The 12,845-nt window shown below is 62.1% G+C and carries 11 protein-coding genes; 4 read left to right on the top strand and 7 right to left on the bottom strand.

Annotation, left to right across the window (positions count from 1 at the left end; all coding sequences use genetic code 11):
* Positions 1-5: 5 nt before the first annotated feature.
* From FHX14_RS18770 to FHX14_RS18780, 3 genes are read left to right on the top strand one after another with little or no spacing between them, the layout of a single operon-like run.
* Positions 6-1,742 carry an ABC transporter ATP-binding protein gene (locus tag FHX14_RS18770; RefSeq protein ID WP_184378074.1) on the top strand — a complete coding sequence of 579 codons (1,737 nt, stop codon included), beginning with the start codon at positions 6-8 and terminating at the stop codon, positions 1,740-1,742.
* Positions 1,739-2,950: a mandelate racemase/muconate lactonizing enzyme family protein gene (locus FHX14_RS18775; RefSeq protein WP_184378075.1), complete on the top strand. Its 1,212-nt coding sequence runs from the start codon at positions 1,739-1,741 to the stop codon at positions 2,948-2,950. The genes FHX14_RS18770 and FHX14_RS18775 overlap by 4 nt, the downstream gene beginning before the upstream one ends.
* A 12-nt stretch (positions 2,951-2,962) precedes the next feature.
* Positions 2,963-4,150 (top strand): galactarate dehydratase, encoded by a 1,188-nt coding sequence (locus FHX14_RS18780; protein ID WP_003591364.1) that lies wholly within the window; start codon positions 2,963-2,965, stop codon positions 4,148-4,150.
* A 60-nt stretch (positions 4,151-4,210) separates the two neighbouring features.
* On the opposite strand, the gene FHX14_RS18785 is transcribed toward FHX14_RS18780, so the two are convergent.
* From FHX14_RS18785 to FHX14_RS18815, 7 genes are all read right to left on the bottom strand, one after another.
* Entirely contained in the window at positions 4,211-4,783 is a 573-nt protein-coding gene (locus FHX14_RS18785) for an NADPH-dependent FMN reductase (RefSeq protein WP_054186069.1), read from the bottom strand.
* Positions 4,784-4,866: 83 nt separating this feature from the next.
* The gene (locus FHX14_RS18790) at positions 4,867-5,532 is read right to left on the bottom strand and encodes a nitroreductase (RefSeq protein WP_184378076.1); all 666 of its coding nucleotides are present in this window, start codon (positions 5,530-5,532) and stop codon (positions 4,867-4,869) included.
* A 192-nt stretch (positions 5,533-5,724) separates the two neighbouring features.
* Positions 5,725-6,084: a metalloregulator ArsR/SmtB family transcription factor gene (locus FHX14_RS18795; protein ID WP_184378167.1), complete on the bottom strand. Its 360-nt coding sequence runs from the start codon at positions 6,082-6,084 to the stop codon at positions 5,725-5,727.
* A 210-nt stretch (positions 6,085-6,294) separates the two neighbouring features.
* Entirely contained in the window at positions 6,295-6,987 is a 693-nt protein-coding gene (locus tag FHX14_RS18800; RefSeq protein ID WP_184378077.1) for a response regulator transcription factor, read from the bottom strand.
* Between the two features lies 1 nt (position 6,988).
* Positions 6,989-7,366: a response regulator gene (locus FHX14_RS18805; RefSeq protein WP_184378168.1), complete on the bottom strand. Its 378-nt coding sequence runs from the start codon at positions 7,364-7,366 to the stop codon at positions 6,989-6,991.
* A gap of 2 nt (positions 7,367-7,368) precedes the next feature.
* Complete coding sequence (locus FHX14_RS18810; RefSeq protein ID WP_184378078.1) at positions 7,369-8,010, bottom strand: response regulator; 642 nt, start codon at positions 8,008-8,010, stop codon at positions 7,369-7,371.
* Entirely contained in the window at positions 8,007-11,642 is a 3,636-nt protein-coding gene (locus FHX14_RS18815) for a PAS domain-containing protein (protein ID WP_184378079.1), read from the bottom strand. Before FHX14_RS18815 ends, FHX14_RS18810 begins: the two co-directional genes overlap by 4 nt.
* A gap of 342 nt (positions 11,643-11,984) precedes the next feature.
* On the opposite strand from FHX14_RS18815, the gene FHX14_RS18820 reads away from it, so the two are divergent.
* Positions 11,985-12,737 (top strand): NAD(P)H-binding protein, encoded by a 753-nt coding sequence (locus FHX14_RS18820; protein ID WP_012556240.1) that lies wholly within the window; start codon positions 11,985-11,987, stop codon positions 12,735-12,737.
* The last annotated feature ends 108 nt before the right edge of the window (positions 12,738-12,845 follow it).

Genomic DNA, 12,845 nt, shown 5'->3' on the forward strand with positions numbered 1-12,845 from the left:
CCGGCATGACCGATATCGTTCCCATTGCCGGCAGGCCGCTGCTCCAGGTGAAGAACCTCACCGTCGAATTCCCGTTGCGCACCGGCGTCTTTCGCGCCGTCAGCGATCTGTCTTTCTCGATCGAGCCGGGCAAGACGCTCTGCGTCGTCGGCGAAAGCGGATCCGGCAAGTCGGTGACGGCGCGTTCAATCCTGCAGATCGTTGATGCACCCGGCCGGATTGCGGCCGGATCGATCATCCTGAACGACCAGAACGGCGGCTCGACCAATCTGACCAGCCTCAATCCGCGCGGGCGCCAGATCCGGGCGATCCGCGGCCGCGACATCGCCATGATCTTCCAGGAGCCGATGTCGTCGCTGTCGCCGATCCACACGGTCGGCAACCAGATCGTCGAGGCGCTTCGCCTCCATACCAGGATGAGCAAGGCGGAGGCGCGCACCGAGGCCATATCGCTGCTCAAGCAGGTCGAAATTCCCGCGCCGGAAAAAGCGCTCGATCGCTATGCCTTCCAATATTCCGGCGGCATGCGCCAGCGCGCGATGATTGCCATGGCGCTCGCCTGCAAACCGCAGCTTCTGATCGCCGACGAGCCGACCACGGCTCTCGACGTGACGACGCAGGCCGAAATTCTCGACCTGATCGCCCGGCTGCAGAAGGCCAACGGCATGGCCGTTCTGTTCATCACGCACGACATGGGCGTAGTGGCGCAGATCGCCGACGATGTGCTCGTCATGCATAACGGCGTCGCCAAGGAATATGGGCCGGTCGAGCAGATCTTTCATGCGCCGCAAGACGACTATACCCGCATGCTGATCGGCTCGGTGCTGAAGCTGGAGCAGAAGGCCGAAATCCGCCTCGCACGCCCCCCGCTCGACAGGACAAAAGCGCCGATCCTCGAATTGCGCAACGTCTCGATGGATTTCGGCGAAGTGAAAGCGCTGGACGATGTTTCCATTTCGCTGCTGCCGGGCGAGACACTCGGCATCGTCGGCGAAAGCGGATCCGGCAAGACGACGATGGGCCGCTCGATCATGCGGCTGATCGATCCCACCGCCGGCGAAATCCTCTATCGCAATGCCGGCGGCGACATCATCGATCTGGCAACGGCAAAGGGTCAGACGCTGGCTGCGGCACGCCGCGAATTGCGCATGGTGTTTCAGGACCCGTTCGGCTCCCTCAATCCGCGCATGACCGTCTCCCAGATCATTGGCGAGCCGTTGCTCGTCAACGGTGTCGCCAAAGGGCGGGCGCTGGAGGAGCGGGTCTGTCACCTCATGGAACAGGTGGGCCTCGATCCGAGGGCGCGCGAACGCTACCCGCACGCATTCTCCGGCGGTCAGCGCCAGCGCATCGGCATTGCCCGCGCCATCACGCTCAATCCGCGTGTCGTCGTTGCCGACGAGGCGACTTCGGCGCTCGACGTCTCTGTGCGCTCGCAGGTGCTCGACCTCCTGATGCGGCTGCAGGACGAGCTCGGCCTTGCCTATATCTTCATCAGTCATGACATCGGCGTCATCCGCTACATGTGCGATCGGGTCGGCGTCATGTACAAAGGCCAGCTCGTCGAAATCGGCGAAGCGGAGCAGGTCTGCCGCACACCCGAGCACGCCTACACGCAGGCGCTGATATCGGCGATCCCACGCCCCGATCCGCGCGACCGCGATCACTCCAGGCGTTTCCGCTACGTCGCGCCCGAAAATCTGAAGCCCGACCATCTGAAAAATGGAAGTTCTCAGAGATGAAAATTACCGGAATCCGCACATTTCTCATGCATGTCGGTCAGCCCGACCCCTCGAACTGGGCGTCCGACCAAGCTCCCGGCGGTGCTGCCGCGAAGCAGTTCGGAGGCACTCGGAACTGGCTGTTTCTGAAGATCGATACCGACGAGGGCATCACTGGCATCGGCGAATGCTCGGGCTGGCCGCGTGTCGTCGAGACGGCGATCCATGATCTTGCGGCCCTCCTCATCGGCGAAGATCCGGCCCATATCGAACGGCTGTGGCAGAAGATGCATGTCGCCATGATGGGCCATGGCATGCTCGGGACTGTCGGCGGCGGCGCGATGACCGGGATTGATATGGCGCTCTGGGACATCAAGGGCAAGGCGCTTGGCGTGCCGGTCTGGATGCTGCTCGGCGGCAAGGTGCGCGACCGGATCCCGATCTATTCGCATGCCAATACGCCCGAGCGGGCGCTTGCGCTCAAGGCGCGCGGCATCAAGGCGATCAAGTGCGGCGGCGTCGCCGACCCGGTCCGCAAGGTCGCAGCACTCCGCGATGCCGTCGGCGACGACATGGATATCGCCATCGATCTGCATGGGCCGCCATGGCTGACACCTGCGGATGCCTGCCGGCTGGTGCGGGCGCTCGAACCCTATGAGCTGATGTGGGTGGAAGATCCGATCGCGCCGGAGAATATCGACGGCTACCGTCGCATCCGCGACGCCGCTCATGTGCCGCTTGCGGCCGGTGAACGCTCGGCGACCATTTTCGGCGAGCGCGAACTCATCGAAAAGGAACTGGTCGACGTGATCCAGCCCGATACCGGCCGGGCCGGCGGCATCACCCAGATGAAGAAGATCGCCGCCATGGCCGAGGCCCATCATATCCAGATGGCGCCGCATTCCGGCTCGCTCGGGCCGGTGGCGGAATATGCGGCCCTGCATCTGCTGGCGGCGATCCCGAATGCCCTCATTCTCGAGCGCCTCGACGACGATTGGGACGGCCGCCGCCAGACGATCGTGCCGCATCCGCAACAGGTCGACGGCCTGATCGCCGTTCCCGATGGTCCCGGGCTCGGCTGCGATATAGACGAAGCCTTCGTGGCCCGCTTCCCCAGCGGCGGCAACGTCTCGGTGCCGCAAGCCGCCGGCGCCTACAATCCCGGAACTGACAAAGAGCATGTCTACGTGCAGACGCGCGTGGCGCGCCGCAGCTATTTCAATCGCTAGAAGGACAGAATGATGAAGATCGACCGCATGCGGGTTTTCATGACCCGCGACAAGGACCGTCCGCGCGTGATCGTCGCGCTCGATACCGATGACGGGCTGACGGGCTGGGGCGAATGCTACAATCACGGCCCCGACAAGGCGCTGCCGCCGCTGCTCGATTATCTCTATGCCTTTGTGGCCGGCCAGGATCCGACACGCGTCGACTATCTGGTCAACCTGCTGATCCAGCAAAGCCGGTTCCCGCCGGGCGCGCTCGGCCTTGCCGCGATCTCCGCGCTCGATCATTGCCTGTGGGACCTGGCGGCGAAGGCGGCGAACGTCCCGGTCTACAAGCTGCTCGGCGGCGAAGTGCGCGACCGCATCAAGGTCTATGCCGGCGTCTATACCGCACCGGACGCGCCGGCGGCCCGCGACGAATTCGATCGCCTGAAGGAGGGATGGGGGTTCACTGCCTTCAAGCTCAGCCCCTGGCGGATCGACATGCACGCCAATCGCTGGGGCAATGTCGTCAAAGCCTCGGCGGATTATTTCCGTTCGCTGCGCGAAACGGTCAACGACGAATACGAGATCGCCTTCGACGCCCATGCCAAGATTTTCGAGCCGATCGCCGCTCGCCAGCTCGGCAACGCGCTAGCGCCCTACGATCCGCTGTTTTTCGAGGAGCCGCTGCGCCCTGAGAACATCGAGGCCTGGGGCGACCTGAAACAGGGGCTCAACTGCGTCCTCGCCACCGGTGAGTCACTCTACAGCAGAAACGAGTTCCTGCGGCTGCTGCAGGTCAAGGGCGCCGATCTCATCCAGCCGGATATCTGCGTCGTCGGCGGCATCAGCGAAATGCGTCGCATTGCGACGCTTGCCGAAGCCTTCTTCGTCGGCGTTGCGCCGCACAATCCGATGGGGCCGCTGGCAACGGCGGTCAACGTGCATTTTTCGGCCGCGGCGCAGAATTTCCGCATCCTCGAATACCGGCTGCCGAAGGGCCAGGCCTACGTCTATGGCGGCAACGATATCGAGAAGCGGGAAGGGGAAACCCGTTACGTCGTCGATCCCTATCTGCCGAAGGACGGTTATCTCGAACTGCGCCCGGATCGGCCCGGCTGGGGCGTCGAGATGGACGAGAAGGCGATGGAGGAGGAAGGCTACATCCACTGGCAACGGCGCGTGCCAAAGCGGCCGGACGGTTCTTACGCCTTCGCTTAAGACGAAAACAGGGAACCGGCCGCTGCCGCATGGGAGCGGCCAGTTCCTCTTAAGTGCAATCTAGGCGTCTTTCGGCAGCACCGAGCGAACCCTTGCGATAAAGACATGGAAATCCTGCATGAATTTGCGAAGGAAATCCGCGGTGGCCTCGTTCGTGACCTCGCCGTCATCGGTGATCAGCCCCGGTGTGAACTGGATGTAGGCTTCCGGGGCATTCATCTGGGGCGAATTGCAGAAGCTGAGCACGCTGCGCAAATTCTGCTGGGCAACCGCTGTGCCTATCGCGCCCGGCGACGTGCCGATAACTGCTGACGGCTTGCGTGTGAACGAGTTGGTGCCGTAGGGGCGGCTTGCCCAGTCGATTGCGTTTTTCAGCCCGCCGGGTATCGATCGATTATATTCGGGCGTGATGAACAGCACGGCGTCGACGGCCGCGATATCCGCCTTGAATGCCTTGCCGGCCGGAGGATAGTCGGCGTCATAGTCGTAGCTGTAGAGCGGCAGGTCCTTGAAGGATATCTCCGACATTTCGAGTTCCGGCGGGGCGAACCGCACCAACGCCTTGGCGAGTTTGCGATTGATCGAGCCCTTGGCAAGGCTGCCGATGAGATAGCCTACTTTATGCGTGGTCATGGCGTTCTCCAATATCGCGCATGATAGGACGTATCATGCGCAGGAAACATGGAAGGGGTCTCTCGTCCTCTGAGCGCAAGCAGCTAATCGTCGACGAAAGTGACCGTCTCGGCAAGCGGCGCGCGGCCCGTACGGGCAAAACTGACCGCGGCGTCCTCGTACCCGATCGACATGCCGCAGAAGAGGATGAGCCCGTCCGGGGGTGACAGGGCCTCCGCGACCGTCTCGCGAACTTGTGACCACGCCATCTGCGGGCAGCTGTGCAGTCCCTCGGCGCGGAGCAGCAGCATGACGGTCTGCAGATACATGCCGACGTCGGCCCATTGGGGCGGACCCAGCTCACGGTCGATGTAGCAGAACAGGGCGGCGGGCGCGCCGAAGCAGTTCCAGTTGGCGATCGCTGCCCGCTGGCGCGCTTCCCAGTCCTCGCGCGCAATGCCGAGCGCGCTGTAGCGCTCCTTGCCGAAGGCGGACCGGCGCTCTCCGTAAGGGGACTTCAGCGCCGACGGATACATCTCGTACTGCCGCTTGTCCCAGGCGTCGCCGTGGGCCACGCGCTCGACGGCAGATGTCTTGAGCTCGGCCAGCGGCGCGCCGGTCATCACATAGGTGTTCCATGGCTGGATGTTCGATCCCGACGGCGACCAAGCCGCGGCGGACAGCACGCGCTCAAGGATCTCCCTTGCCACAGGCCTGTCTTTGAATCCGCGCACCGACCGTCGGCTGGTGACTGCCTCATATACGTCCATGATCGCCTCGTCCTGACCGTTTCGTTGCTGGTGTGGTTGATTATCTCCATTCGCAACGGAGGCGGAATCACACCGTGGTCTAGGAGGCGTACATCAAACGTCCATCAGGGCTCGATCCGTCCTGGTTGTCTGCAAGGTCATCCTATCCTCAGCGATTGGAGACCAATCACGAGCGGCAGGGGCGAGGCTTGGTCATTTCGTCAGGCGCCCGGCGTGAACGCGTTCCGCTGGTGATCGACGGCGCGATCCGAAGATGTCGGCGAGCGTATCGAGCATCGTCCTCGCCGTGCCGGATTGAAGTGAATAGAAGATCGTCTGGGCAACCCTTCGCGTATGCACGAGTCCTTGTTCCCGAAGAATTGCCAGATGCTGGGAAGTCGACGATTGGCTCAGTCCCACTTCCTCGGCCAGGTCGGTCACCGACACTTCTCCTTCGGTCAAGACATGCAGGATGTGAAGCCGTTTGGCGTTCCCCATGGCCGACAAGAAGTTTGCTTCGATGTCGAAGGCGGTGGTTTCTGGGGAAGGTGCGCTTGGCGATCGGTTGTTCAGGCGTCATCTCCTTTATGGAATCTAGGCCGGGCATGAGGTCATGACCCTGAGCTTTAATTTAGAGATAACGCATGGGAGCGACGGCGAAACCCATTGCCGGCGCCGCGTCGTCTTTTTCAACGCGAATCGGATACGGCGCGCATCAAATGGACAGGAAACGGATGTTTTAGGCCGGCATTCCTCAACCGTTGGGAAGCGCCCGGCAGAAAATTAACGCGAGCCTGCCTGCCGCATTTGCGCCGGCAGCGTCTCCCAGGCCCGGATCAGTTCGCCGATGGAGGCGGCCTCCATCTTGTGCATGACGTTGCTGCGATGCAGCTTGACCGTCACTTCGCTGATGCCGAGATCGAAGGCGATCTGTTTGTTGAGGCGTCCGCGCGCCACTTCGTGCAGAACTTCACGTTCGCGCTGCGTCAGCGTCTCCAGGCGTTTGACATTGCGTTTGGCGATTGCGGCTTCGGCCCGTCGTTCGGCATCCATCGCAATGGCTGCAGTGATGGCGTCGAGCAGCGTCTGGTCCCGCACCGGCTTGGTGAGAAAATCCACAGCACCCGCCTTCATAGCTTGGACGGTCATCGGGATATCGCCGTGGCCGGTCAGAAAAATGATCGGCTTGGAAATGCCGTTTTCGGCCAGATGGCTCTGCAGGTGGAGACCGCTTGCTCCGGGCATGCGCACATCGAGGATCAGGCAGCCGGGGTTTTCCAAGATATCGGCGTCAAGCAATTCGCGGGTCGAGGCAAAACTGACCGACTGAAAACCCGCCGACAGGATCAGCTCCGACAGCGCTTCGCGAACCGACGCGTCGTCATCGACGATAATGACAAGCGGCTGATCTTCTTCATATCTGCCCTGCACTGATAACGGCGCCGATCTCCGCAGCAACGGCTGGTCAACTCTCATGTTACCCTCCATCTCTCGATTGGTGTAAAGCATTGGCGATAGCCGCCAGCAGGGCCTGGGCATCGAAGGGCTTGCGGAAGAAACCGCCGCCTCCTTGAGCGCGGCCCTGATCGGCTATCTCATGGCGGCCCGTGATCAGGAACACCGGCAACTCGGGACGTGATTTTCTCACCAGGTCCCGGAGTTCGAAGCCGTCGATGCCGGGCATTCCGATATCGGTGATGAGCAGGTCGAGGTCCGATAGCCCGCTGATGAGCAGCGAGCCCGCCGACGGGAAGCCGCGGGCCACATAACCCGCCGATTCCAGAAGGTCGCCCATCGATTCAAGCAGTCTTGGATCGTCATCGACAACTGCGACGACATGTCTTGTTTCGTTCATTTTCAATTCCCCCCCACCCGGCGCGAGTGGGTAATCGGTATTTCCAGTTTCTCCGCGATCCGCACGAGGTCGGCGAGCGACGCCGCCGCCATTTTCTGCATCACGTTTCTTCTATGGATCTGCAGCGTGACTTCGCTGATCCCGAGTTCGGCTGCCGCCTGCTTGTTGAGAAGACCGCTGACCACGAGCGGCAGCACTTCGCGCTCGCGAGGCGTCAAGTCGAGATAGTGTCGTTTGAGCATGTCGAGTTCGGCGCGTCCCGATCGCTTTTCCCGATCCTCGGCGAGCGCTGCATGGATTGCCGCCAGGAGATCCGCGTCACTGAACGGTTTGGTCAGGAAATCCACGGCGCCGCTTTTGATCGCACGCACGGAGGAGGGGATGTCGCCATGTCCGGTAATGAAGACAATCGGCGGATGATCCCCGTCGGCAATCTGCCTCTGCAGATCGAGGCCATTGATGTCGGGCAGCTCGATATCGAGGATGAGGCAGGCGGGCACATCAGGCTTGTCCGCCCTCACGTAATCGCCGGCGGATTCGAAGGCGATGGCGCGCATGCCATGTGCGTCCATGAGCTCGCTGAGCGCCTCCCGGACACGTTCGTCGTCATCGACGATGAAGACAATATGGTCATCGTCCGTCATGACGCCGCCTTCGTTTCTATGGGCAAGGTGAAGATCAACGTCGCTCCGTGCGGATCGTTCTTCTCTGCCCACAATCGTCCGCCGTGCAGCTCGACGATCGAGCGGCAAATCGCCAGACCCATGCCCATGCCGTTTTCCTTGGTCGTGAAGAAAGGTTCGAACATCTTCTCGGGGAACTCGATACCCTGACCGCGATCGCTGATTTCGGTTTGAATGGCATTCCCCATATGGCGCACGCGCATTCCGATCACCCTGTCGCCGTCGACCGTGTCCATCGCCTCGATGCCGTTGCGGACGAGATTGATCAGAACCTGCTGGATCTGGATGCGATCGATGGCAATGAGCGGAAGGTTGCCGTCAACCTCAACGTCCATACGGGCGCGACGGCGCGCCGCTTCCTCGGCCATGAGGTTGCGCGCTTCACTGACGACGCCTGAAAGCGTCGTATGAACCCTTCTGTCTGCGGATTGTTTGAACAGGGCGCGGATGCGGCTGACGACATCGGCGGCCGAGTTGGCGTCGCGGATGATGCGCTCGACCGTCCTCTGCGCCCGCTCCATGTTCGGCGGTTCGGCCATCAGCCAGCGCTGGCAGGCATGCGAGTTGGCGACGACAGCGGCGAGGGGCTGGTTCACCTCGTGAGCGATGGAGGCCGAAAGCTCGGCAAGGCTCGCCACCTGGCTCGCCCGGGCAAGGCCCTCGCGCGCCTGACGCAGATCTTCCTCCGCCCGAACCTCAGCGTCGACATCGAGGCAGATGACGTTCCACTGGACAATCACGCCTTCGGCGTTACGCATCGGCGCAGCGCGTGTCTCGACCCAGCGATATTCGCCATCGTAGCGCCGCAGACGATGCCGGCGCGCATAGGGCTCGCCGGTGGACAATGAATGGGCATAATTCTCTTTGACACCTGCCACGTCGTCGGGATGAACGCCGGCGTCGAGCGTGCCGTCCAGCCGGGTTTTCCCCGTTCCATCAAGCTCTTCGAGCTTATATCCGAGGAAGTCGCGAAGCTGGGGGTTGCGATAGACCGGCTCTCCGTCGGGAGCCGCGCAGTCGATCATGGCCGGCAGCGTTTCGACAATCTGCCAGAGCGAGCGCTCTCTTTCTCGCAGCGCGTCCTCGACCCGCAACTGATCGTCGATGTCGTGCGAGAGACCGTACCATTGGACAATCCGGCCGCTCTCGTCCCGCAGCGGCTCGGCGCTGCCTCTGACCCAGCGATAGATGCCGTCGGCGCGCCGCAGGCGATACTGCTTGGAGAAGCGTTCGCCGGTGGCAAGCGATTGGTTGAGTGCTTGGGCGAGGTTGCTGGCATCGTCGGGATGCACGGCGGCCTCGATGAGGTCCGCAAGCCGGCTGATCCCCGGCGTTTCGCTATCAATGATGTCGAGTCCAAGAAAATCTTTCAGGCGCTGGTTGAAGAAGGTCGGCGTCCCTTCCGGATCAAGCCGCCAGAGCAGGCTCGGAACCATGTCAACCAGCTGCGAGAGCTCGCGTTCGCGGTCGCGCAATGCTTCCTGGGCGCGCATCTCGTCATCGATATCGACCGAGATGACGTACCATTGCGTGATCGTACCGTTCTGATCCCGCAGCGGCTCGGCGCGGCCGTCGACCCAGCGATAGGCTCCGTCGAAACGGCGCATGCGGTATTTGATCGAGAAGGGATCGCCGCTGGTGAGGGAACGGTGAATCGTCTGAAGCAGTCTCGGTGCGTCATCGGGATGAACGAGAGTATTGATGACAGCCGACAGGCGGCTGACGCCCGGCTTATCCATGTCGCCGACGTCGAGACCGAAGAAATCGATCAGTCGTTTATTGAAGAAGACAGGCTCGCCTGTCGGTGTCAGGCGCCGGATCTGGGCCGGGACCATGTCCACGAGCTGCGAGAGCTCGCGCTCGCGTTCACGCAATGCCTCGAGTGCACGCACCTCCTCGTCGATATCGAGAGAAACGCCGTACCATTGCACGACCCTTCCATCGTCGTCGCGCCGGGGTTCCATCCGGCACTCCGCCCAGCGGTAGACGTCGTCTTTTTCGCGCCAGCGAAACCGCATGGCGGTGCCGCCGCCGCTTTCGAAACAATTCCGCAGCGTGCGCTGGACGTCGGGCGCGTCTTCGGGATGAATCAGCTGCCGCAGCAGGTCTTCGATGCGCGGCTCGCCGAGAGCGTCGAAATTGGCGATGACGGCGCGGAAATGATCTTGATAGCGTTTGTTGAAATAGACCGACCCGCTCGCCGGCTCCACGCTCCAGACGCGAACCGGCACCGCGTCGATCATCTGCTGCAGCGCTTGCTCGCTCTGGCGCACCGCCTCTTCGGCACGGACCTGATCGTCGATGTCGTGGCAAAGGCCATACCACTGGACGATGAGGCCGGCCTGATCCCGCATCGGCTCGGCGCGGCTCGACATCCAGTGATAGACGCCGTCGGCGCGGCGCAGCCGATACCGCATGGCAAAGTTTTCGCCGGTGACGATGCAATGGTTGAGAGCCTCCCGGAAGCCTGCTGCGTCATCGGGGTGGATGATGGCATCGACGACCGCTTCCAGCCGGCTCATGCCGGGCCTGTCCGTATCCGCGACATCGAGGCCGAGGAAGTTGACCATTCGTCTATTGAAGAAGGTCGGTTCGCCCTCGGGTGTCAGGCGCCAGACGTGGCTCGGAACCATGTCGACAAGCTGCGAGAGCTCTTGCTCCCGCTCGCGTAACGTCTCAACGCTTTGGCGCAATGTGAGCACGGCCAGCTGATGCTGCCTGGATATGGCAGCGACGATCAGCGCCGAAAATGCGGAGATCGCCAGGAAAAGCTGCAGCATGATCTGCTTGTGTTTCTGGGACTCGGCATCGCCGACAGATTGGCCGGCGCCTGTTATCGTGAAGACCGCCGTGATCAGGGCGAGGAGCACGAGCGATATGGCGGCGCCCTTGAATTCGAAGCGGACCGCGGCCCAAAGAAGGGGCGGCATGATGATGTAGGCGAAGGGAAGGTAGCCGCTGAGCGAAAGAGCCGCGACACCGAGAAAAATCAGTCCAAGGACGCCAGCTTCCAACCATTGCGCCGCCGAGAGGCGGGTCTTGCCGCGCCAGTTATGAAAGACGGAGAGCGCCAGCGGCGCGACGATCAGGACACCAGTTGCATCACCGATCCACCAGAGGGGCCAGGCGGTTAGGAAGGATTGCGATTGGATGCCGAACCATGCAAGCGTCGCGCTTCCCACCGTCGCGCTGACGATTGGCGCAATTCCGGCGCCCAGGACGACGAATGCGAGAACCTCCTGCAAGGTTTCCAGCTGAGCCGGCCGCTTCAAGGCTCGATTGACCAGCCATGCCGCGACCACTGCTTCAAGAGCGTTGCCGACGTATATTAGAAAGGCGGCCGGCAGCGGACTGTAGAACCAGAGGGCATTGCTGAACAGCTCAGCCAAGCAGCCCCCCAATATCCACCACGGCCAGCTGCGCCTGGGGGCGAGGATGAGCGTTGCGATGAAAAGCCCGGCCGGAGGCCAGATGGAAATGCCCGTTCCCGGCACGATCGCGAGTGATTGGGCAAAGCCGCAGCCGAGCACATAGGCGGCGATGAAGAGCCCCAGATACAGGGCGCGGGGGCGGTGCGACCAGATGCTCGTCATCCACCGTTCCTGCCGGGCAGACAAGGCCGGGGGATCATTCGCATTTGGTGCAGCACTCGTTCTTGATGTCGGGGCTGGCGAGCTCATGCTGCGAACCGTAGTCCCGTCATAGCACAGCCGCAACTCATGGAATTCCATACATTGCGCGGAGGGGTAGTGTTGCACCGAGCCCAGATCCTGGGCGCGAAAGAGCAAGGGTGAGATCACTCCCGTTCCGGTGGGTCATCCTAGACCTTAGGTCTAGTCCGCTATACCTAAGGCGAAGGCGTCGAGCCACACGCATGATGGAAGGGTTTTGAGCTTCGGGTCATGGTCGATCCAAAAGATCGCGAGGATGCCGACATGAAAATCACCGTGGTGGGAGCAAGCGGTCTCATCGGAACGCGGCTCAGCGAAAGGCTGCGCCGATCGGGCCACGAGGTTACCGACGCGTCCCTGTCGTTTGGCGTCGATACGGTGACTGGCAAAGGCCTTGACGCGGCTATCGCGGGAACCGACGCCGTCGTCGATGTCACCAACGCCGCATCATTCGGCGACAGCGCGGCACTGGATTTCTTCAGGGCGTCGACCAAGAATTTGCTTGCCGCCGCCTCCGAGGCAGGCGTCGGGCATTATCTCGCCCTCTCCGTCGTCGGCACGCCCCGGCTTGTGGAAAGCGACTATTTTCGCGCGAAAATGGTGCAGGAAAATCTCATCCGGGCTTCAAATCGCCCCTACACAATCCTCCGCTCCACCCAGTTTTATGAGTTCATAAACGGATTGATCGACATCGGTGCGCAAGGCGACGTATTTCGGCTGCCGCCAGCCTTGATGAGGCCGGTCGCAGCCGCGGAAGTCGCCGCCTTTCTGGCCGAATTGACCCTCGCAACGCCTCTGGGCGGTATCGTCGAGATCGGCGGCCCGGAACAGTTCGGTATCGACGACGTCGCACGGGTCTATCTCGCCGCGAACGAAGACGAGCGGCCGGTGATAACGGATCCGTCGACTTCGTATTTTGGTGTCGAATTGACCGATGACGCATTGCTTCCGGGCGCCGGCGCACGGGCGGCTGCGCAGACGCTACCTGACTGGCTCTACCAATCGATGGCGGATTAGCGGCAGCCGGCGACCAGGCGACAAACCAAGCCTACATCGGCCGACCAGCCTATTGCCCGAAGCGAGTCGGCAGGAAGGGGATGGCATCGTCGGATATGCGGTCTTCCA

The organism is Rhizobium sp. BK619 (genome assembly GCF_014195245.1).
In the GTDB taxonomy this organism is placed as follows: domain Bacteria; phylum Pseudomonadota; class Alphaproteobacteria; order Rhizobiales; family Rhizobiaceae; genus Rhizobium; species Rhizobium acidisoli.

Coding starts and splice junctions, on each gene's coding strand:
- FHX14_RS18785 (WP_054186069.1), bottom strand. CDS start 4,783: ATGACCACGCATAAAGTAGGCTATCTCATCGGCAGCCTTGCCAAGGGC.
- FHX14_RS18770 (WP_184378074.1), top strand. CDS start 6: ATGACCGATATCGTTCCCATTGCCGGCAGGCCGCTGCTCCAGGTGAAG.
- FHX14_RS18790 (WP_184378076.1), bottom strand. CDS start 5,532: ATGGACGTATATGAGGCAGTCACCAGCCGACGGTCGGTGCGCGGATTC.
- FHX14_RS18810 (WP_184378078.1), bottom strand. CDS start 8,010: ATGACGGACGATGACCATATTGTCTTCATCGTCGATGACGACGAACGT.
- FHX14_RS18780 (WP_003591364.1), top strand. CDS start 2,963: ATGAAGATCGACCGCATGCGGGTTTTCATGACCCGCGACAAGGACCGT.
- FHX14_RS18805 (WP_184378168.1), bottom strand. CDS start 7,366: ATGAACGAAACAAGACATGTCGTCGCAGTTGTCGATGACGATCCAAGA.
- FHX14_RS18800 (WP_184378077.1), bottom strand. CDS start 6,987: ATGAGAGTTGACCAGCCGTTGCTGCGGAGATCGGCGCCGTTATCAGTG.
- FHX14_RS18775 (WP_184378075.1), top strand. CDS start 1,739: ATGAAAATTACCGGAATCCGCACATTTCTCATGCATGTCGGTCAGCCC.
- FHX14_RS18820 (WP_012556240.1), top strand. CDS start 11,985: ATGAAAATCACCGTGGTGGGAGCAAGCGGTCTCATCGGAACGCGGCTC.
- FHX14_RS18815 (WP_184378079.1), bottom strand. CDS start 11,642: ATGACGAGCATCTGGTCGCACCGCCCCCGCGCCCTGTATCTGGGGCTC.